The organism is Flavobacterium sp. KKT103, from assembly GCF_055640565.1.
On the sequence record NZ_CM145766.1, the window covers coordinates 747,330 to 770,361 of the forward strand.

Below are 23,032 nucleotides of genomic sequence, written 5' to 3' on the forward strand. Positions count from 1 at the left end.
GCCTATTTTTAATGTTCGAAAACTCGATGATCAAATTCATTGCTTTGTACTTAATTGCGATAAAGTCTAGGGTCTACCGTTTTGAGTTTTTCATGATTATCATACCAATAAAATAACTAGTAATTTACCTTTAAGAAAATGAAAAAGTATCTTTTATCAGTTCTGATCACGGTCGCATTCTTTGGCAACGCATCAGCTCAAGAGTTAAAATCGCCCAACCAACAATTCCAAATGGAGTTTAAATTGCTCGCTGACGGTACTCCTACCTACAGTTTAAATTACAAAGGCAAAGCCGTAATAAAACAAAGTAAATTGGGTCTCGAGCTAAAAAGTGATAAAAAAACATTGGAGTATGATTTAAAGTACAGTACTGCTGAAACGGAGAAAAAATTACTCTTCGACAAAAACTCTTTGCTAAATAATTTCACTATCGTCAATACTCAAAATAGTACATTCGACGAAAACTGGAAACCTGTTTGGGGAGAAGTAGCTGAGATTAGAAACCATTATAATGAAATGGCTGTTACTTTGAATCAAAACGAAACCGACCGACAAATTGTGATTCGTTTTCGTTTATTTGACGACGGTCTTGGTTTTAGATACGAATTTCCAACTCAAAAAAATCTAATTTACTTTGTAATCAAAGAAGAAAGAACACAATTTGCAATGGCTGGAGATCATACTGCGTATTGGATTTCTGGGGACTACGATACTCAGGAATACGATTACACAACCTCTAAATTATCTGAAATCAGAAACTTATCTAGACAAGCAAGAAGTGACAACGCTTCACAAACTTGGTTTTCGGATACAGGAGTGCAAACAGCTCTAATGATGAAAACTGCTGACGGACTTTACATCAATTTACATGAAGCAGCCTTGATCGATTATTCCTGCATGAGTTTAAATTTAGATGATAAAACCATGATTTTCGAGTCGCATTTGACCCCGGATGCGCAAGGAGACAAAGGATATATGCAAGCTCCGTCACACTCACCATGGAGAACAATTATTGTTAGTGATGATGCCAGAGAAATTTTAGCATCCAAAATGACATTAAACTTAAATGATCCTTGTAAAATAGAAGACACTTCGTGGATTAAACCAGTGAAATATGTTGGTGTTTGGTGGGAAATGATCACTGGTAAAAGCTCATGGTCGTACACTAATGATTTTCCATCGATACAACTTGGGATTACTGATTATTCAGAGGCAAAACCAAATGGTACGCATGGAGCTACAACCAAGCACGTTAAAGAATATATTGACTTTGCAGCGGCTAATGGTTTTGATGGCGTGCTAGTAGAAGGCTGGAACGAAGGTTGGGAAGATTGGTTTGGCCATGCCAAAGACTATGTTTTTGATTTCGTAACGCCATACCCTGATTTTGATGTTAAGGGAATTCACGAATATGCCAAATCCAAAGGTGTCAAAATGATTATGCACCACGAAACCTCAGGATCTACCCGAAACTACGAACGCCATTTAGACAAAGCGTTTCAATTCATGAATGACAATGGATATGAAGCGGTGAAAAGTGGTTATGTAGGACCTATTTTACCAATAGGTGAGCATCACTACAGTCAATCTACCATTAATCATTACCAATATGTAGTTGAAAAAGCTGCCGACTATAAAATTATGATTAATGCACATGAAGCGGTGCGTCCTACTGGAATTTATAGAACCTATCCTAATATGATTGGTAACGAATCAGCTAGAGGAACCGAATTTCAAGCCTTTGGTGGATCAAAACCCAACCATGTTACCATCTTACCTTTTACACGATTAATTGGCGGACCAATGGATTATACCCCAGGAATTTTTGAAATGGATATTAAAAAATTCAGCCCAAATAATGATTCTCATGTTAACAGCACACTTGCTAACCAACTCGCGTTATATGTAACCATGTACAGTCCTTTGCAAATGGCAGCTGATTTAATTGAGCATTACAACCAATTTCCTGATGCTTTTCAATTTATCAAAGATGTGGCTATTGATTGGTCGGACAGTAAATATCTTGAAGCAGAGCCAGGACAATACATCACTGTGGCTAGAAAAGCAAAAGGAACCAACAGTTGGTTTATTGGAAATGTAAATGGGGAAACGCCTCGTACCTCAACTATAACTTTAGATTTCCTTGACAAAGGAAAAAAATATACTGCTACCATTTATGCTGACGCAAAAGAGGCGCATTACAAAACGAATCCGCAAGCCTATACCATTCGAAAAATGACGGTAACTAGCAAATCTAAAATAGCGCAGTTATCGGCTCCCGGTGGAGGATATGCCATTAGTGTAATGGAAATAAAGTAAAAAAAATAGGCTGTCACCAATGTGACAGCCTATTTTTTTTTAATATAGATGAGAAAATATTAATTAACCTTAATTAATTTAATATCAAAGATAAGTACGGATCCACCTGGAATTGGTCCTCTAGTACTGCTTCCATAACCTAAAGACGAAGGGATTAATAAAACACCGCTTCCGCCTTCTTTAAAATAAGGAATACCTTCAGTCCATCCTTGAATTACTTGTTGTAAACCAAAAGAAATTCCAGCCTCAGTACTTTGATCAAATACTTTATCATTTGTAAAATAACCTTTGTAAGCAACTGTAACATTAGAGCTAGCCGTTGGTTGTTTTCCAGTCCCCGGCTCGTTGATGATGTAGTATAAACCGGTATCGCTTTTTACAGCAATTAACTTTTTGGCGGTAAGGTAGTCTTTAATCTCTTTTTCGTTTTGAACGGTATAATCAACTTGATCAGTTGTAGGGTCAGAAAAACAAGAAACAAATAATAAAGAAACGAGCGCTAATACTGTAGATTTCATAAGATGGTATTTTGTATGTCTACAAATATATAAATTAGCCTCAACATACCATTAGTTTTTAAAGTGCCTTTTTAGCTTTTTAATCTCCAAACAGCTGAACGTCATCAACCTGAAAAGCACCGTCTAGAGCCGTATTTTTCCCTGAACCCGTATATTTAAAAGCAATATTAATTTGACCACTAAACTTTGACAAATCAATTCCTCCTGAACCCACGAACTGGTACCAGGGTGTTGCTTGTGTAGGCAGGATCGCTTTTAGGGATACCCAGGTTGCTTTAGTCACATTTAAACCGTCAAAATTAGTTGAAACCAAAACTTCCAATGCGTTTAGCGGCGAATCAATATCGAGGTGGTGTTGTGCTGCACGAAAAGTTAGAATTTCGTTTTTATGTGCATCCATATCGATCTTTGGTGAAATTAACCAAGCAATATTTGAATTTACCTTGGTGCCGCTAATCACAAATTCGGCATAACCATTACCCGAGTACACTCCCCCTTTCCAAACAGGTGTGCCACTTACGGCAATATTCGTCCAACCGGGTAAACTCAAATTAGACTTGTCGACTACCGTTTGAAAGTTTTGAATAAAAAAAGGAGTTGCTTTGGTACCTGTCATCACCACATCTTTTTCGGAACGAGCCACTAATTGATAATCAGTACCGAATTTAGTTAGTACGCCTCTCACTTTTCCGCTGCCACTTGGAACTACACTTTTGGAAAAATCAGCATAGCTACTGGTTCTAAAAATAAGTTGATTTCCATTTTTATCTATTAGACTCCAGTTGGTTGCACCCCCAATATTATTCGCTTCTTCAAAATAGTGTCTGCCTACTGCCGCCTCTGTAAATTGCACTCCACTCACTTCAACTAAAGTATTTAAATTACTGTCCTTAACTAATTCACCTATAGACAGCGACCGAACTAGAACTTCTTCTTTTACATTGGTACACGAAGCATTCAGTACTTTTTTGTAATCGTTTTGAGTTAGCCTTCCCACGGCGCCTTCATTATAGGAGTTTACATAAATACTGCCTATGCGCAAACTACCATAATTAATGTCAGTGTATTGATTGAGCAATTTCAGGTAAACCTTATTCCCTACTCTAAAATCCACATACAAATTAGTAGCATCTACAGGAACGCTAAAACCCATTGCTGGTTTACTGGCTGTGGCCAAAGTTTGAAGGGAAATCGTCTTGAAAAAATTGCCATTTTCATCACTCGAAACAACATAGGCTTCGATAATATCATCATAGGCATATTTAGTAACAATCGCTCCAGCGGTAGCTTGAATTGCCTCTACTGATTTATTGACAACAAAATCAGGTTGGGAACAGACTAATTTAGGAATCGCGGTTTCGTCACTTGCACAATTAGTAAAAAAACTAGCAACAACTACCAACACATAAAAGGCACACTTTGTATTTTTCATAACACTTGCTTTTAAATTTAAAAACTGAAATAGAGATTAACAAAATAGGTTCGTCCATACCCATAAAAATATTTATTACCAAAAGAGGGTGTTCCGCTAGAGACATCCTGATTTAATTGTCTGAAATTTGCATTTCGAGCTTGCTCATAACCACCTGTTTTGTATTTGGTATCAAGTACGTTATTCACACTTGCAAAAAGTCCCAACGTCTTGGTTTTAATGCGCCAGGATTTACCACCAATAAGATTGACTAATAGTATAGGGTCAAATTTTTCTTGTTTCAACAACGTGGCTGCGCGTTCCTCGGTGGCTTCTGGAAAAGTAAAACCGCTCGCTGGATTGGTATAAAAACTATTTGTTCTCGTTATAGGAGAAACATCAATATAGGTGTCCGCTAAATAATTGGCATTAGTCCCAATCCACCAATAAGTAGGATCGCGATACTCTAAACCAAGGCTATACGCTTGCTGTGGCGCACCGGCTTGTTTGTAGTTTTTTAATAATGCCGTACCAAAATCAAAGTAGGGTTTGGTGTTATCAACTGTGGCTAGCGCATCATTGCTAATGGTCACATTCGGATTATTATCATAAGTAAATTTACCATAAGCAGCAGAGAAGGTGGTTTTTAAAGTAGTTGTCAATTGGTACTCAAAACTCAACTCAGCACCTATATTTTTTCGATCTAAATGCGTCAAGGTCTGACTTACAAATCCGTTGGTATTCGTATAGCCTGCACCGTTGTCAAATATCCCTTCGGCATAATAAAAAGCAGTTCGCGTGGCATTTTTTATAGTCGAATAGTAGGCCGTTATTCTTGATTTTAGCTTTGGTGAACGATATACATAAGTTGCATCAAGGCTATTGATCGCTTCACTTTGTAACCCATCGACAATAGCGTTGTTTAAGCGGGCATTGGGAAATGTGTTGCGAATTGTAGGGGCTCGAGTACTGTGAGCGGCATTGAAATTCAAAGATTTTTTACCCGAAATTTTAAAGGTAATACCCGCTTTAAATCCAAAGTTTTCAAAATTAATCGCCTCACTTTTACCAAATGAAATTGTTTCATAAATTCCGTTTTTATACAAGCCGTCACGTTGGTAGGTCGTATTGCTGTACGACTGCGCCACATAAAAATCGACTTTATTGTAGCTGAACTTAAATTGCATAAAAGCGTCCAAAGTTTGGGCTGCATATTTATAATTGTAACCATAAGCATCGCCCACTACCACTTGCCTGTTGGGGTTATTTAAATCCGATTGGGACTGATTTCCCGTATAAAAACCATCGATATCCTCAAAGAAAGTTCCACCTAGTAAGTCTACTACTTTTTGATAATTGTGCGATTTAAAATCTCTAAAGGAAGCACCTGCATTGATAATAAGGTTGTCGCTAAATTGTGTGTTGAAATTTGAATTTGCTACTAGCGTTTGGTCATCGGTTCGGTCTTCGTACAAAACATAGCGACTTTGAGCCGGCTCGTAACCGGTTATTTGACCATTGGTTCCCAGGACAGGATTTTGATTGGCACGGTACATTGCCTCCCAATCTATTTGCGGATTGGCTAAAAATGCTAATCGACTTTTCTCTGCATTTTCAAAATCAGGTACAAAAGCTCCTGAGAATTCTCCCTTATCGCGTTCAAAAAGCGAACTGTAATAGCTTGGCAAATTCCTAAAGTAGGTTGGATCCGGACTATTGGCGTTTTGGTAATCGATATTGGTGTTTCCTACTTTACCAAATTGATACATCACACTTGAGTTCAGGTTGGTGCGGTCATTAATTTTATAATAATGATTGAGCATTACAATAGGCTCCGCGATTGTTTTTTCTCTTGCATTTCGTTTTTTACCATTTTGAAATCCCCAGTAAGAGTTATAGGTTTCCGATGTTAATTGCGTAACCTCATCCGTGTTTGGTGAATTTTTGCCTCGAGTATTAGGCGTATAAAATCCGCTGATATTGATGGCGTGTTTGTCATTTAGCTTCTTCTCGATACTCGCAAAAACCGAATTCCCATCGTAATTTGTTCCTTCAAAATAGCCTTCTTGCGCATAGCGCTTTCCAGCTGATAACACATAGGACCAGCCACTGTTACTCGTGCCTGAGGCATAGGTCGCCATTATGCGAAAGGTATAATTAGTATTGGTTCCCGAGAAAGTGATGCGGGCTCCAGGTCTATAAATTGAAGCTCTTGTGTTGATTTCTTGGGTTCCTAAGATACCTCCAAAAGCATAATCAGATGGCGCCGTACCCACAGAAAATTCCTGATTGCGAGTCGCATCATTGAGTCCGCCCCAATTGCCCCATTGTGGCCTACCATCAAAAAGTTTGTTCATGGTAACGCCATTAATCATTGTAGTTGCGTTTTCACTATCTAATCCCCGCATTCGAAAACGGGCTTGTCCCCAATTAAATGCAGCGGCTTGCTGAAAAGCATCTCGGGAGGATTGCAGTAAGCCCGAAGTACTTTCGGATCCGCTATTGTCATCGGTTAGGTCGTTTTCGAATAGGCGCACTACAGTATTTTGTTGGTCGTTAAACTGATCCTCTTCAAGCAAAATTATGCCTAAGTCTATCGTTTCATTTAATGCAATCGTTACGGGATATAAAGCTTCCTTGTAGCTTTGATTTTTAAAAAGTAGTAGTTGTTCACCTGCGGGAATAGCTGTAAAATTAAAACTTCCATCTGTTTCGGTAATTTGGGTAAAACTTGTGTTTTGGATACTCACCACCACAAAAGCAAGGGGTTGCATTGTTTTGGAATCCAATACCTTTCCCGAAATGGTTGCGATAGATTGCGACAAGAGTGGACTAAAATGCAAAACAAAAAAGAGTGCAAAAATACCTTTTCTCATAAAAACCATTTATAAATTGTTTTTAGGTTTCGAACTTCGCATACTTTTTTTGTAGGGCAACAAAAGAGTATGATTTCTCAATATTACTACTGAGATTATTAGCTGTTCTTTAGGAAAAGGTGTTTTTAGGAAATGCATTCAAAAGCGGAAGCGGCTTTACATACAATTAATTATACAGTGGTATTTTTAGTATAACTAGTTTTTAATCTTGTACTTAGCAATGCTAAAGTAAGAAAAAAACTATTTGAAAAACATTTTGGTAAAAAAATATTTCAAAAACGTGGGGAGGATTGAAAAACGGGAGTAATAGCCCCGATAGGAGCGTGTATCCTTTTTATTTTGAGCTGTTTTTTAGCTCAAAATAAAAAGATACTGCGTATAGCGGGTGTAAATGTGTCCTGGAAAAAGAAACGATCTGCTCCTAAAAATTATCGAAAGGCCTTGATTCTGGAAACTAAAATTGCAATTACAAGTCCGAATATTCCAATAAAAGCAAACGAAAAACGCAGTCCAAAAAGTTCGGCTATGTATCCAATTACCGGTGGTCCCATTAAAAAACCAAGGAAGCTAACGCTCGAAACAGCTGTAAGTGCCTCGCCTGGCGGGATTGTTGGGTGCTTACCCGCAAGACTATATAAAGTAGGAACGATAGTCGATACGCCCAATCCTACGATCATAAATCCTATGGTTGACGGAACCAAATAAGGGAAAAATACAGCGGTAAAAAGTCCGGTTGAAATAAGGATACCTCCTCCTTGTATTACTGCTTTTCGACCAAATTTATTGATCATACCGTCACCTAAGAAACGTCCGGTTGCCATCATTATCATGAATGAGATATACCCTAAAACAATAAGTTCACCTGGTGCTTTAACGACATCCTTGAAATAAACACCGCTCCAGTCAAACATGATTCCTTCGCTGGCCATACAACCAAATCCTATGACTCCAAGCCACAACAAAGCGGCATCAGGTTTAGAAAATAATTTTGTTTTTTGGGTTGCTTTAGGAAGTTCCTTGGCTTTGATTAAATATTGGTAATTGAGCACTACCAAAAGGATTACAACGGTCCCTACGATTAAAAAGTGCTCGTGAGGCGTTAACTCTAAATACAACATTCCCAAACCTATTAGTGCTCCCGTAAAACCGGCAAAACTCCATACCCCATGAAAGGAGGCCATGATCGTTTTATTAAAAAGTTTCTCAGTATAAACACCTTGGGTATTGACTGCGATGTTGTTCATATTGCCAAAGATTCCAAAGAGAAAAAGGCCAAAGGCCAGTTGCCAAGCCGAAGTTGCAAGTCCTAAATTAGACAAGCAAATGGCATACATTATAACCGAAAAAACCACTAAACGATGACTGCCATAGCGAGTAACTAATTTTCCGGAGAATGGCATCATGACCAATTGTCCAACCGGAAGTGCAAATAAAATACTCCCTAGATCCGCATCGCTAAGCGCTAATGTCATTTTGATATCTGGAATTCTGCTGGCCCAAGTGGCAAAACACAATCCCATCCCAAAATAGAAAGCTGAGACCGCAAGGCGTATCCGATTGAGATACGACTGCTTCGCTTTTCTAAAACTTTTTTTGATTTTTCCTTGAGCGGTAAAGCTTCCTATAAAATTTAAACGTAACAAAGGCTGTGATTATATATTGTGAAGGGCAAAAGTACAAAAACCATTAGGGAAGTATGTTATACCTTGTTTAACTCCATGTACATACATCGTTATCGCTCTTGGTTTTGTACGAAAAAAGCCCGTTGTCTAATCCGAAAACAGGCTTTGCAGTTGTGAGTTAATTGTATGTATTACAAATCGATACCTTTTTTATGCAAGCTACTTTGAATAGCGGCTTCGATTACGCGCATGACTTGTACGCCTTCTAGCGCGGTCACAGGTTCTATGCTATCGTTAACGATTGCCTGATGCATGCCGTCAAAAAAGCCGTAATAATTCCCTTGAAGCGTCCGTATGTTGTTGCGTACAACTTCGCCATCTATGATCGTGTGCAATAGTCCCTCTTTGGCTATTGGCTCCGTTCCCCAATCGTCTAAATTTGGTTTTTTACCTGCTTTTAATTCGTCTTCTTGTACATCGCCACGGTGCTTTAAAAAAGAACCTTTTTTTCCGTGTACAACATACGCTGGATTGGCTTCGCGTATAAAAAAACCTGCTTTAAGGCGCACTCTAAAGTCAGGATAGTACAAAATAATATCGATCCAATCATCTACTACCGAACCTGTTCTTGTAGTTCGAATATCGGCATAAACCGTTGTGGGGAATCCAAATAAGTAGAGCGCTTGATCGATGAGATGCGGACCCAAATCTTTTAGAATTCCGGCGCCATCATTGGCGGATTCTTTGTGTTGCTTAGGACTCAAGCTAGGATTGTAACGGTCAAAATGAAACTCGGCTTCTACAATTTCTCCTAAAAGACCATCCGCCAAGACTTGCTGGACCGTTTTAAGATCGCTGTCCCACCTGCGATTTTGAAACACGGCGAGCTTCACCCCTTTGGCCTTAGCGATATCGGCTAGTTCTTGAGCTTCTGCAACAGTGGTCGTAAATGCTTTTTCAACAATGGCATGTTTGCCTGCTTGCAGCACTTGCTTGGCATATTCGTAATGAGTAGCGACAGGCGTATTGATTATCACTAAATCAGCACCTGAATCCAGGATGGCCTCTAGTGTAGGATAGCTTGTAACAGTTGGGTAATCCAGTTGAATTAGTTTTTTAGACCGCTCCCACGAACCCATAAGTTCAAAACCAGGATGTAGTTCTAAAAAAGGCGCGTGAAAAACCTTGCCTGACATTCCGTAGGACAAAAGTGCTGTTTTTATTTTTTGCATATGAGGTTGTTTAGTGCGTGCGAAGTTGTTGCTGTACATGAAATTTCAACATATAGGTTATATAAGTTTTCTTGCCAGTGTTGTTGTATTTAAATTTTAAAACATATAAGTAATATAAGTTTTCTTGCTAGTGTTTCTGTACTTAAAATTTAAACATATAAGTCATATAAGTGTTGCTGTATTTAAATCTTAAAACATATAAGCCATATAAGTTTTCTAATTCAGTTATTGTGATCGTGTTACTATATTTAAATCTAAAACATATAAGTGTTGCTGTATTTAAATCTTAAAACATATAAGTCATATAAGCTATTTGTGATAGATTTCTTGGGTGTATTAAAAACCGGTATAAATAGAAACTTAAGTGATTTATATGGTTCAAAAACAACATACACCATAAAACTTAAATGACCTATATGTTAAAAAACAACTTACACCATAAAACTTAAGTGATATATATGGTTCAAAACAGCTTACACCATAAGACTTAAATGACTTACATGGTTCAAAAACAACTTACACAAGAGAACTTAAATGACTTATATGTTAAAAAAAATCTTTTAGAACCTACTTTTTAGCGCGTTCGTATTGCTTTGGCCAAGTAATTTCAGCTTCTAAATCATGTGCAAAAGTCAGGGCTAAATTAGGATCGCGCAATGATTCTCTGGCAAACAAAACCATATCGGCTTTGCCTGACGCAACTATTTCTTCGGCTTGTTTGGCTTCGGTGATTAAACCAACAGCTCCCGTTAAAATTCCGGCTTCTGTTTTTATTTGATCTGCAAAAGGAACTTGGTAGTTTGGTCCAACAGGTATTTTTTGGTGTGAAACCAACGCACCTGAAGAAACATCAATTAAATCCACCCCTATCTCTTTTAGAATTTTAGAAAGTGCTACCGATTCTTCGGCGTTCCAGCCACCTTCAGCCCAATCCGTTGCCGATATACGTACGAATAAAGGTAAGTTAGACGGCCATTCCGTTTGTACCGCTTCTACTACTTCTAGCGTAAGGCGAATGCGGTTTTCAAAACTCCCTCCGTAGTTGTCTGTGCGTACATTCGATAAAGGCGACAAAAATTGGTGCAGTAAATAACCGTGTGCGGCATGAATTTCTACCACTTTATAACCCGCTTGTACTGCTCTTTTGGTCGCGGTTGTAAAATCGGTTATCACTTTTTGAATCGCTTCGCTATCCATGGCAACTGGCATTGCTTCGTTATCATGGTACCCAATCGCTGATGGGGCCACCGTTTGCCATCCACCTTGAGTGGCATCTAATTTTTTATTGCCATTCCACGGAGCCGAAACACTCGCCTTACGACCAGCATGCGCTAGTTGTATTCCGGGAATCGAGTTTTGACCACTAATAAACTGATTGATTTGTTGCAGCTTTTCAATATGTTCGTCTTTCCATATCCCCAAATCTTCTGGCGAAATACGACCTTCTGGCGAAACCGCTGTTGCTTCTTGAATAATTAAACTTACACCTCCAATAGCGCGACTTCCAAGGTGAACAAGGTGCCAATCATTGGCAAAACCATCTATGGCCGAATATTGGCACATGGGTGCAATAGCGATGCGGTTTTTAAAAGTAATGTCTTTTATTTGAAGGGAAGTAAATAATGTAGTACTCATATTGTATTGTGATTAATAGCGTGAGGCACGACCTGGCTTAAACAAAAAGCTTTATACCATTTTAAACAAACGCGTTCGTGCTTTAAAAATTTAAAAAGTAAAGTTAGTAGACAATCCGCAAAGGATCATTCAAAATTCATTAATTAACAAACATTTAAACTCTTGTGGAATAATTATTGCAAAATAAACAAATAGAAAACCTTACTTTTGTGAGTTGTATAAGAATTAAAATTAAAAAATGGATCTATTTATCAAGCTTTCTCAATTTTTATTGAGCTTATCATTACTTATTATCTTGCACGAATTAGGACATTTTATTCCTGCTAAATTGTTTAAAACTAGAGTCGAAAAATTTTACCTGTTTTTTGACGTTAAATATTCCCTACTAAAAAAGAAAATTGGAGAAACTGAATACGGTATTGGATGGTTACCACTGGGTGGTTACGTAAAAATATCAGGTATGATCGACGAGAGTATGGACAAAGAGCAAATGGCTTTGCCTCCACAACCGTGGGAGTTCCGCTCTAAACCAGCGTACCAGCGTTTGATTATCATGCTTGGTGGTGTTACGGTTAACTTTATCTTGGCTTTTATTATCTACATCGGAATGGCTTTTGCCTACGGCGATACCTATGTGGCTAGTACCGATTTTAAAGACGGGATGTTAATCGAAAATCCAGTAATGCTTAAAGCAGGTTTTAAAACCGGTGACAAATTTCTTGCTGCTGATGGCAAACCAATCGAACGATTTGATAATGACATCAACATGACCATCATCATGGCTAAACAAGTGTTGGTGGAACGCAACGGAATCCAACAAGAAATTACGATGCCTATTGATTTAGTAGATCAATTGTCTCAATATGAAAAAGGTTCCTTGATTGCTACTCGTACGCCTTTTGTAGTTGGTGCTGTTGCTGAAAACTCTCCCAACACTAATTTACTACCTAAAGACATCATTACTTCTTTAAACGGTAAATCTACTCGCTACTTTGATCAAGCTGCTGCCATTTTAGAGAGTAACAAAGGTAAAACCATTCCGGCAACAATTATTCGAAATCAAAAAACAGAAAACATAACGCTAACAGTTACTAAAGAAGGTAAATTAGAGGTTCAGCCAGGAGGGGTAAGTCTAGAATCACTAGAGAAATTAGGCTATTATAAAGTAAGTACTAAGGAGTACAGCTTTGCCGAAGCGATTCCCGTAGGACTTATCAAAGGTAAAGACCAACTGATAGGATACGGAAAACAATTAAAAATGATTTTTAGTCCAAGCACCGGTGCGTACAAACAAGTGGGTGGATTCAAAGCGATTTTCGACATCTTTCCGGAGACTTGGAGTTGGGAAACTTTCTGGAGAATCACGGCTTTGCTATCGATTATGCTAGGAGTTATGAACTTATTACCTATTCCGGCACTTGATGGTGGTCACGTAATGTTTTTATTATACGAAATATTTTCAGGTAAAAAACCATCTGATAAATTCCTAGAGAACGCACAAATGGTTGGTTTTGTTTTACTTATCACACTGTTACTATTTGCCAACGGAAACGATATTTACAAATCGATTATCGGGAAGTAAAAAAAATAAAAAAAAGTTGAATTTTTATTTGCACAAATCAAATGATAGCCTATCTTTGCACCGCTTTACAACTGAAACGAATATCAGAATAAAGCAACAACAAAGATTTAAAAGTTCATACAAATAACAATATACAGTTTCCTTCTTAGCTCAGTTGGTTAGAGCATCTGACTGTTAATCAGAGGGTCCTTGGTTCGAGCCCAAGAGAGGGAGCTTTTTAAAACCTGATACGAAAGTATCGGGTTTTTTTGTGGCCTATTGTGGCGAGAAGTTTATCCCGAATTTATTTCGGATCAGGAACAAAACCTGGGGAGGGATTTAATAAAAATATAGATATTTGCAGAGTAAAACAATAACAAATGGATTCTGTCGAACTTTTAAAATTTGTTCTTCCCGATTTTCTAGTAGATAACTTTGAAATAGTTTCTGCTCTCAATTCTGAGGAAAACCTACATCTCTATTTTGAAGAAAAATCAAAACCTCCCAAAGAGTTTGATTCTTTAGAATTAGTATCCAAAGGGTTTTTGGATGAAATTACAATTCAAGATTTTCCGCTAAGGGGTAAATTTGTTTTCTTACACATTAAACGACGTCGTTGGACAAATAAAACCAATGGCGAGATTGTTAAAAGAGATTGGCAGTTAGTTGCCAAGGGAACACGTATGACGCAAGAGTTTGCGGCTTTTTTAAAAGAAATTAATAGATAATACCGCTATTAACTGTAACACCATTGGAGGGTTCTTTGGCGTTGACGGTAAAAAACTCCAAAGGCAGTATAAAAATCACTTAAGTTCTTTTAAAACTTGGGAACCTAGAAAACATGCTCATAACTGGATTATTTACCCTGAAAATATTGGTACTCATCTCGCCATTGACGAAGTTGCCTTATCCCACGGAGAACTTTATACTATTGTCACCAATAAAGAAGCCAAAGGCAAAAAAGGATCATTAGTGGCTATTGTTGCTGGCACTAAAACAGAACAGGTTATCGAACAAGTCAGTAAAATCGACTTAAAAAAAAGACAAGAAGTTGTAGAAATCACTCTTGATATGGCAAATTCCATGAAGTTGATAGCTAAGAAATGTTTTCCAAAAGCCATACAAGTAACGGATCGCTTTCATGTACAGAAATTAGCATTAGAGGCTTTACAAGAAATCAGAATCAAGTACCGTTGGGAAGCAATGGATAGAGAGAATCAGGCAATACTAAATGCTAAATCCCAAAACAAAACACACACTCCACAACTCTTAAACAATGGTGATACCGTAAAACAGTTATTAGCCAGAAGTCGCTATTTACTATATAAATCAAAAGAAAAGTGGACGCACAACCAAGTAGAAAGAGCACAGCTTCTTTTTGAAATCTATCCTGATTTAAAAACAGCATATATTTTGTCTCAGCAACTAAGAGCCATATACAACAGTAACAACGATAAAAATGTTGCTATGCTAAAATTAGCGCATTGGTATAGAAAAGTAGAAGAATCGGGATTTAAAAACTTCAATATTGTACTTAATACGATAACAATTAACTATCAATCAATTTTAAATTACTTTGACAATCGTAGTACAAATGCTTCAGCAGAATCCTTCAATGCAAAAATAAAGGCATTTAGATCGCAATTTAGAGGCGTAAGAAAAATTGATTTTTTCCTATTTAGATTGTCTAATCTTTTTGCTTAATCCCCAGGTTTTGTTCCTGATCCGCTACTTCCTGCCTTTCATTCCATTCTTATTTATAGTCCTTGCTTTTCTAAGGCATACAAGGAGCTTCTTTTAGTCGCTCTTGTATACCGCGAAAAACAGCGGCCTCTTGCATAAGGAATTTCATTGCAGTCAGGGCTAGGGAATCTCGGTTTAAAAGAAGTTTTTACTGCAAAAAGTCGGAGCGATTTTTAATAGCTTATCAGCAATGTAAGGTCTTTTTTGTTTTATATCGAATCATAATCTAATTTCTAGGAGCCCATTCCTGCCTTTCATTACATTCTTATTTATAGTCCTTGCTTTTCTAAGGCATACAAGGAGCTTCTTTTAGTCGCTCTTGTATACCGCGAAAAACAGCGGCCTATTGCATAAGGAATTCCATTACAGTCAGGGCTAGGTAATCGCAATTTTAAAAGAAGTTTTATTTACTCTAGGCTAATTAATTTTTCAAAATACTACTTCTGCTTTTACAGCCACTCTGCTACAATAGCACAATAAAAGTTTATCTTTGAGTTACTATGAATCCTCTAACGGTTTCATTATTTTTAACAACAACTAAAGGCTAGTGCTTTTGCTCGTACTAAATGAATTTGCTTTCATTTCTATAAAAAATAGCTAACCGCTTTGATTAAATTAGCTTCGTTGTAGTACTTATTGTAAAAACGAACCCGAACTAAAGCAAAAACAACCAAACTATAATTCTAACATTTAAATCCTATGAAGAAAATTCTTTTCCTCTCCCTATTTTTTATATTGGCTTGTAAGCCAACTCAAAAAACGGTTATTCCAGCTTGGACTCCGTATGACGAAACCGAAGAGCTTGCTAAAAGCGCCACCCACGCATCCACGAGAATGCAATACAAGTTGATCCAATCTAAAATTTTGGATAAAAATGCAATTTGGAAAAACATAGCACAACAACTAGGTTCTTTTTCGGAAGCCGATTATCAAAGGCTAAAACCACTTATTTTAGAACAAAACATTCCTACCATTCAATCCCATATTCAATCAGGCAGTTTGAGCTACGAACAATTAACACAATGGTATTTATACCGAATCGTGAAATTTGAGAATGACAAAGACAAAATGCTCAACGCCATCATTGCCATTAACCCAAATGCCGTTCAGGAAGCACGAAAAAGAGATAAAAGCAAATCCAATACAAACCATCCCATATACGGTATTCCCATACTCGTAAAAGATAATGTAAACGTCGCAGGCATGCCTACCACCGCTGGCACACACTTGCTGCGCAACAACATCGCTGCTGATGCCTTCATCATTACGCAACTAAAAAGTCAAGGCGCTATTATTTTAGGAAAAACAAACCTGAGCGAATGGGCCAATTTCCTTCACCTTTCGGGCCCTAATGGCTATAGCGCCGTAGGAGGACAAACACTCAATCCCTATGGACGTAAACTATTCGATACCGGTGGTTCAAGCGCAGGAAGTGGTGTAGCTGTAGCTGCTAATTATGCCGCAGCCGCTGTGGGAACTGAGACTTCGGGCTCTATTATTTCTCCTTCTTGGCAAAATTCAGTTATTGGTCTAAAACCAACTACGGGTTTACTAAGTCGAACCGGTATTATTCCCATATCGAGCACACTGGATACGCCAGGACCCATGACAAAAAACACAACGGATAGCACCATCCTTCTTTCGGCCATGAGTGGGCAAGACCTGAATGATTCTGCTAGCAAGAACAATCCAAAAAACACAAACTACCTCGAGAGTTTAAAGAAGGGTTCGCTCGAAGGAATGCGATTTGGCGCCATTAAAAACTTTTTAAGCGATTCTATCTACAAGCAAAGCATCAATACCATAATCAAGTTGGGCGGTATAGTGGTTGAGTATGAACCTGAACCTATGAATTTTGACGGATTTGGTACCATCCTTACTGCCGACATGAAAGTAGATCTCCCTGCTTACCTCAATAAATATGCAGCTGCAGACATCACTAGCAAATCGATTGCTGCAATCATCGCCTACAATAACAGCGATCCAGCACTGAAAATTCCTTATGGTCAAGGTCGTTTTGATGGCATGTTAACAGACACCACTTCTGCCGAAGAATTAGTACTTATCAAAGCCAAAGTCAGAAAAGAAGGCGTTACATTTTTTGAAACACCCATGGTAAAATACCAGCTCGATGCCATCTTATCCATAAACAATAACAACGCAGGTCAAGCCGCAGCGGCCAATTACCCTTGCTTAACTATTCCTATGGGATACAAAACTACGGGTGAACCTTGGGGACTTACCTTTATAACTAAACCCTACCAGGAAGAGCGCCTTTTACAAATGGGAATTGCCTTTGAAAAAGCAACCAAAATCCGAAAGGCACCTCAAGCTTACAATTAGGTTTGCATTTGTCTCAACTATAAAACTGTTAGCTAATAGATCCTACTTGTAGTAATTACAGCTCCGCTCGAAAGCAGGAAAAAGCAAGTTACATTGCTGCCTAAAAACTACTGCATCATCCCGCATCGACTTACAATGACTAAAAAAACAGAAAGTGGAGCATCGCACCACAACTACCAATAATCAGGATTCGCTTAAATTAAAAAAGACTTTACAGCTGTGTAAAGTCTTTTTTGCTTTTAAATACTTCAGGTAAAAAATTAGCCATAATGAGAATCATTGCTGCTTTGGATTCTAAAAATCCACTAAACCAATGGCATCAATGTACTTCTATATAATCCGACTCTATAAACCACTTATCCACAAAACCGGCAAAGCTAGCCCTAGACAATCCGTTTGCGATTATAGGTAAAATAAAAAACGGCTCCACCCTAAAGCACAACCGTTTTACAAACAAATCAATAAACTAAAACTATGCAGTGCCCAAAGCACAATCTAATTTTATATTTTTAAAAAACAGAACGCTCCTCAGCTTTCAAATGAATCCATTTTTTATCACTATTCAGTTTAAAAGTACCTATGTGTTCGCGGTTCCATTCTTGGGGCGAAATCAAGGATAAAAAGTTCACACCCGCCGCATCGCGGTACAAATGATAAATCTCGCCTATGACCGGCTCAAACGAAAACTTAGCGCTGTACACCAACTCATTCCATTCGTACTCCTCCATCAGCTGCTGGTATTGCAACTTCAGCTCGTTAAATTTCAACTCCAGTTCCTTATTCACCGTAGTAATCCCTCTACTCTTCCACGACACTAAATCATCCACCCTAATCACAGGCGCACCCACCGTTGTAGCATAAGGCAATACATTAGCATTGTATCCCTCCTCTGCAGAGTACACAATGTTATCTGGTTTTTTATTTTCCATTTTGTTTATCATTTACATTGCAAAGTTAAACAAAAAATTAAAACCGAAACCCAATCTTACCATTTTCAGTACCTAAAATATAATTTTGGTGTTACTCTCTAAAACCAAAAACAGTTAAAAGCCGTGATATTCAACAAAGTCGCATATTTTAGTATCAAAAAATAGCATATTATCATTTATTTAGCCTAAATTTTACTACTTTTGCACCTATCTTAAAATTTTAATAGCCGTAAAAAACCTTTTGGTGTTTACAAATAATCCTATAATAAGGCAAATCGGCTCACTGCAGCAGTAGTTGAAATAAAATACAATACCAAAACCGCAATTTAGTTAATGCATTTGCAGTTAAGACCATCCTTCACCGGGTGGTCTTTTTTTATGCTCAACATTTTAGTTTTTAGGAGCAATTCCCGCCCTCCGCTCCACTCTGTTTTGTACCGCTTTGTTTTTTAAGGACCGCAAGGAGCTTCTTACAGTCGCTCTTGCAGCCCAAAAAAACTACAGCCGCCCTGCAACAGGAGTTTCGCTAGGGTCGGGGCTAGGGGAATTTATCTTTCAAAACGCACTTCTATTCCTAGAGTAACTGTATACAACTAAATCATAAAACAGACTATATTTAACTTTATAAATACTAATCGAAAATTATTCAAAAAAAAGAACTGTACACAGAAAATCAGATAAAATTGAGAATAAACTTATATATTTGTGAAAATCGAATTCTAATTTGATTAAATACACAACTGATTAAAAAACATGGATATTTCAAAAAGGTTAATTCTAGACGCTATCGATGAAATCGATACAAATCCAGCACTACTTGCGGGAAGAACATCATCAACTTACGACTTAATTTACAATAATAAAAAGTACCCTCCAATTTTAGTTTTGTCAGTTGCAAATCAATTAAAAGGGGATAAAGAATTACTATTGTCAGACTTTAATAATAATATTGATATTCCTTTTAAAATCTTAAGAGATCATGGCTTTGAAATTTCAAAAAAAAATAATTCTTTAAAACAAGAATTTGAAGATTGGCTAATTAAAATTTTACAAGAAAAATCAGGTGCAATTTCATCTTACATAAGATCGCTGGAACTACTTTCAGAAAGTTTTAAGGATAATGGGAAAATTTTTGTGAATTCAATTTTTGAAATAAGAGACATTGTATTAATAGAAAAGCTATACAACGAAGCTATATTATTACAGAGAGATAAAAGCTCTTATTTGTACCGTGCACAAACACCCTCTTACGGTGACAAAGGTTTTTTTTCAGCTAGTCTAAAAAAATATAAAGAATTTTTAAGTTTTGTAAAATTGGATAACCAATCCCATGAAGCTCACATAGAATTAAACACAAAATTTAATTGTAAACAATTTGAAGAAAGTATACGTAAATCATATTTAAACTTTAATAAGACATTAATACTTCGTTTCATAGCATCACTTACTGCAAAGCCTTTTCTAATTCTAAGCGGATTATCCGGTTCAGGAAAAACTAAAATTGCACAAAGCTTCGTACAATGGATTTGTGAAAGTGAGACACAGTATAAAATTGTTCCTGTTGGTGCTGATTGGACTAACCGTGAACCTTTAGTAGGTTATCCAAACGGTTTAGATGCAAAACAATACATAACACCTGATAGTGGCGTAATTCATTTACTACTTGACGCTGTAAAAGAAGAAAACGTAAAAAAACCATTCTTTTTAATCTTAGACGAAATGAACCTGAGCCATGTAGAGCGCTATTTTGCTGACTTTTTGAGCATAATGGAATCTAACGATACTATAAAACTCTACACAGGATCTAAAAGAACAAGTTTAGACGGTTTAGAAATTCCGCCAATAATTAGTTGGCCAAAAAATGTGTTCATCATTGGTACGGTAAACATTGACGAAACAACTTATATGTTTAGTCCAAAAGTATTAGACAGATCCAATGTTATTGAATTCAGAATAACAAACGATGAAATCCAATCTTTTTTAGAAAACCCAGGCATTCCAGATTTAGACAAACTAAAAAGACAAGGAGTAGCAATGGCAGAAAGTTTCTTAACTATTTCTTCACAAAAAAACAGTGTAAAAAATGATTATGTAGCAAAAGAATTGAGCTCGTTTTTTAGCCAATTACAACTGGTCGGCGCCGAATTTGGTTATCGTTCCGCATCAGAAATTATACAACTAGCAACGAAGCTAAAAATGCTCGAACCTTCAATCACAGATAATGAATGTTTGGATATTGCCATTATGCAAAAGTTGTTACCAAAATTGCATGGTAGTAGAAGTAAGCTAGTAAAAGTATTAATTGCTTTATCAAGTTTGTGTGTGGAAGGTCTGACCACAGAAGAGTTTGAAAAGAAGTTTGATGAATATTATAAAAACAATTTTGACGGTATTTCTATTAAATATCCTATTTCATTTGAAAAGCTAATCAGAATGTATAAAAATGTATTAGCTAATGGTTTTACTAGTTATGCTGAAGCATAAAGAAATATGGAGCTAATCAATCAGCCTATTGCAATACCATTACCATTTTTCAACGCAACCGATGTTTTAGAAATGTATCCTGAAAACAGCGCAAGACTTTTTGAAATAGAAGAAGACGAAGCAAATGAAAACGGTGAAAGTATCTTTCAAATTTTGGAAGGAAATAGTTATGAATATGCTTTTTCGAATCAAAACCACCGTTTAAGTTGCAATATTAAAGGGATTGTTACCGCATCAAAACGGGATCCATCTCTAGGAAGGATTGTACCTAATATTTACGTTGGTACACTTACACTATTTGTTACTGATACTAATCAAGAAAATAAAGAATTTGCAATAACTATTGAAGTTTTAGCGACAAAATTTAATACCGAAGTCGATAAAAGTTACCGTGAAAACTACCGTTTCATGTTAAAAGACATAACAGATAAGTGTACCGAACTTTTAATGCAAATCAATTCTCCAGTAGGGCAAAATTTTGAAACAGATTTTTCGAGAGACAATGAAACTATTTATCAACGCTTTAGTTTCATTCAGTCGATTATTCAAAATAAAGATTTTGAAGAAGCAGTACATAAAATAATAGCTTCACCAAAGACAAATTGGGATACTGAAGAAGAAATAGTTGATATTCGTAAAATTAATAGATTTAATAATGCAGCAACTAAACAAATAACATCTGGTTCAAATAGAATCCCTTTACCTTCATCACATTCTTTATACAAAGCAGGCATCAAATCTATCCCAAACAAAATAAATAGTTTTAGAAAGATTGAACATACAGATACGCCAGAAAATCGATTTGTAAAACATGCATTAGAAATTTTTTTAAGATTTGCTGAAGATTGTCAGGAACATTTTAAAAAGAATAAAGGGTATGCGCGACCCCTAATTGAAGCTACAAATTTGGCTACAATTTTAGATGGCTATTTGAGTCAATCTTTTTTTAAGGGAATTTCAAGACCTGTTTCCTTAAAACTAAATAGTCCCGTTTTACAACGTAAAAGTGGCTATCGAGAAGTTTTAAGCGCTTGGTTACAATTTGATCTGGCTGCCAAATTAGTTTGGAAAGGTGGTGACGATGTTTACAAAGCAGGAAAAAGAGATATTGCTACGTTATATGAGTATTGGTTATTTTTCACCTTATATGATCTATTCAAATCAAAATTCAAAATAAATAATTTAGAGCATGAAGAACAGTCCTATAACCATCTGTTTCAACCAACTAAAGATGGATTGAATATCATGGTCAAACAGGGAAAGCATACTGCATTGTATGGTGATTTCTTCACAGAAAACAGAACATTAAAAGTGAAGTTCTCATACAATCGTTCTTTCCAAGGAGGGACCAACTATATTGATAATAAAGCAGGTAGTTATACGACAACACTTCGTCCTGATTACACACTTTCAGTTTGGCCTGCAATGCTGAAAGAAAAAGAGGCTGAACAACAAGAACTTATTGTACATATCCATTTTGATGCAAAATATAAAGTAACACAGTTTGCAATTGAAACTAAACTCGATCCAGATTTATTAGAAGAAGAAGAAAATAATGAACGAAAAGGAATCTATAAAAATGTAGATTTATTAAAAATGCACGCATATAAAGATGCAATCAGGAGATCTGCTGGTGCTTATGTTCTATATCCCGGTACCGAAAAAAAAGAAGTGCGCGGTTTTCATGAAATCATTCCAGGTCTAGGAGCGTTTTCAATTAACCCTTCAGAGCATAATAATGACGTTTCTGCATTATCTAAATTTATAGACTTAGTCATTGACCACTTGCTAGACCGAGCATCTCAAAGAGAAAATGTGAATTATAAGACGCATCAAATATATAAACTCAATAAAAGTGATAATGAATTATTGCATGAGCCTTTACCGGAATATATTAATAATATAAAACTTATTCCTGCGGAAGAATATGTACTTATTGGCTACTATAAAACTACTGAACAATTAAAATGGATTTTAGAGAAAGGTCTTTATAATTTCAGAACAGGAACAAATAATGGTTCGTTAGCATTGGGACCACAAGAAATGGGTGCTACTTTTTTAGTCTTACATGGTCCAAAAGAATCAATTACGGACAAAATCTATAAACTTAAAAATAAAGGTCCAAAAATCTATTCACAACAAAATCTAATCGATCAGAAATATCCAACTATCCCTAGCGGAGAATTATATATAATGTTTGAAATTGAGAAAGAAATGAGTAAAGAGTTTGCAAATCAAAAATGGGATTTAAGAAAATTAAATAATTATGGTAGTTTCCGCAATTCCGCGAAGCCAATTACTGTATCGCTAAAACAACTAATGGAAGCTAAAGAAGTTGCTAAATAGTCCAAATGTTCTG

14 protein-coding genes and 1 tRNA gene are annotated in these 23,032 nt (G+C 36.7%); 8 read left to right on the plus strand and 7 right to left on the minus strand.

The annotated features are described in order from the left end of the window. The first annotated feature begins 138 nt into the window (after positions 1 to 138). On the plus strand, positions 139 to 2,319 hold the full coding sequence (locus tag ACZ2G0_RS03220; protein WP_470308979.1) for a glycoside hydrolase family 97 protein: 2,181 nt from the start codon (positions 139 to 141) through the stop codon (positions 2,317 to 2,319). 59 nt (positions 2,320 to 2,378) lie between these two features. Here ACZ2G0_RS03220 and ACZ2G0_RS03225 read toward each other — a convergent pair whose 3' ends face one another. The 6 genes from ACZ2G0_RS03225 to ACZ2G0_RS03250 form a co-directional block, all read right to left on the minus strand. Beyond that, the gene (locus tag ACZ2G0_RS03225; protein WP_470308980.1) at positions 2,379 to 2,837 is read right to left on the minus strand and encodes an FKBP-type peptidyl-prolyl cis-trans isomerase; all 459 of its coding nucleotides are present in this window, start codon (positions 2,835 to 2,837) and stop codon (positions 2,379 to 2,381) included. A 79-nt stretch (positions 2,838 to 2,916) separates the two neighbouring features. After that, positions 2,917 to 4,269: a DUF5689 domain-containing protein gene (locus tag ACZ2G0_RS03230; protein ID WP_470308981.1), complete on the minus strand. Its 1,353-nt coding sequence runs from the start codon at positions 4,267 to 4,269 to the stop codon at positions 2,917 to 2,919. Positions 4,270 to 4,286: 17 nt separating this feature from the next. Further along, positions 4,287 to 7,124, minus strand: coding sequence for a carboxypeptidase-like regulatory domain-containing protein (locus tag ACZ2G0_RS03235; protein WP_470308982.1), 2,838 nt, complete (start codon positions 7,122 to 7,124; stop codon positions 4,287 to 4,289). A gap of 428 nt (positions 7,125 to 7,552) precedes the next feature. Next, complete coding sequence (locus tag ACZ2G0_RS03240) at positions 7,553 to 8,767, minus strand: MFS transporter (protein ID WP_470308983.1); 1,215 nt, start codon at positions 8,765 to 8,767, stop codon at positions 7,553 to 7,555. A gap of 170 nt (positions 8,768 to 8,937) precedes the next feature. After that, entirely contained in the window at positions 8,938 to 9,978 is a 1,041-nt protein-coding gene (locus ACZ2G0_RS03245; protein WP_470308984.1) for a Gfo/Idh/MocA family protein, read from the minus strand. Positions 9,979 to 10,545: 567 nt separating this feature from the next. Then, entirely contained in the window at positions 10,546 to 11,613 is a 1,068-nt protein-coding gene (locus ACZ2G0_RS03250; RefSeq protein ID WP_470308985.1) for an NADH:flavin oxidoreductase/NADH oxidase, read from the minus strand. Between the two features lie 238 nt (positions 11,614 to 11,851). On the opposite strand from ACZ2G0_RS03250, the gene rseP reads away from it, so the two are divergent. From rseP to ACZ2G0_RS03275, 5 genes are all read left to right on the plus strand, one after another. Continuing rightward, complete coding sequence (rseP, locus tag ACZ2G0_RS03255; protein WP_470308986.1) at positions 11,852 to 13,195, plus strand: RIP metalloprotease RseP; 1,344 nt, start codon at positions 11,852 to 11,854, stop codon at positions 13,193 to 13,195. A 139-nt stretch (positions 13,196 to 13,334) separates the two neighbouring features. After that, positions 13,335 to 13,408 (plus strand) — tRNA-Asn (locus tag ACZ2G0_RS03260). 146 nt (positions 13,409 to 13,554) lie between these two features. Further along, complete coding sequence (locus ACZ2G0_RS03265; protein ID WP_470307361.1) at positions 13,555 to 13,902, plus strand: ISAon1 family transposase N-terminal region protein; 348 nt, start codon at positions 13,555 to 13,557, stop codon at positions 13,900 to 13,902. A 22-nt stretch (positions 13,903 to 13,924) separates the two neighbouring features. Further along, positions 13,925 to 14,878, plus strand: coding sequence for an ISAon1 family transposase (locus ACZ2G0_RS03270; RefSeq protein ID WP_470309810.1), 954 nt, complete (start codon positions 13,925 to 13,927; stop codon positions 14,876 to 14,878). A 738-nt stretch (positions 14,879 to 15,616) separates the two neighbouring features. Next, positions 15,617 to 17,260 carry an amidase family protein gene (locus ACZ2G0_RS03275; protein WP_470308987.1) on the plus strand — a complete coding sequence of 548 codons (1,644 nt, stop codon included), beginning with the start codon at positions 15,617 to 15,619 and terminating at the stop codon, positions 17,258 to 17,260. 509 nt (positions 17,261 to 17,769) lie between these two features. Here the strand turns inward: ACZ2G0_RS03275 and ACZ2G0_RS03280 are convergent. Continuing rightward, positions 17,770 to 18,189 carry a DUF2452 domain-containing protein gene (locus ACZ2G0_RS03280; RefSeq protein WP_300284115.1) on the minus strand — a complete coding sequence of 140 codons (420 nt, stop codon included), beginning with the start codon at positions 18,187 to 18,189 and terminating at the stop codon, positions 17,770 to 17,772. Between the two features lie 753 nt (positions 18,190 to 18,942). Between ACZ2G0_RS03280 and ACZ2G0_RS03285 the strand changes: the two genes are divergently transcribed. Beyond that, positions 18,943 to 20,673, plus strand: coding sequence for an McrB family protein (locus ACZ2G0_RS03285; RefSeq protein WP_470308988.1), 1,731 nt, complete (start codon positions 18,943 to 18,945; stop codon positions 20,671 to 20,673). 6 nt (positions 20,674 to 20,679) lie between these two features. Continuing rightward, a complete protein-coding gene (locus tag ACZ2G0_RS03290) occupies positions 20,680 to 23,019 on the plus strand; it encodes a DUF2357 domain-containing protein (RefSeq protein ID WP_470308989.1) in 2,340 nt (779 codons plus the stop codon). Positions 23,020 to 23,032: the final 13 nt, after the last annotated feature.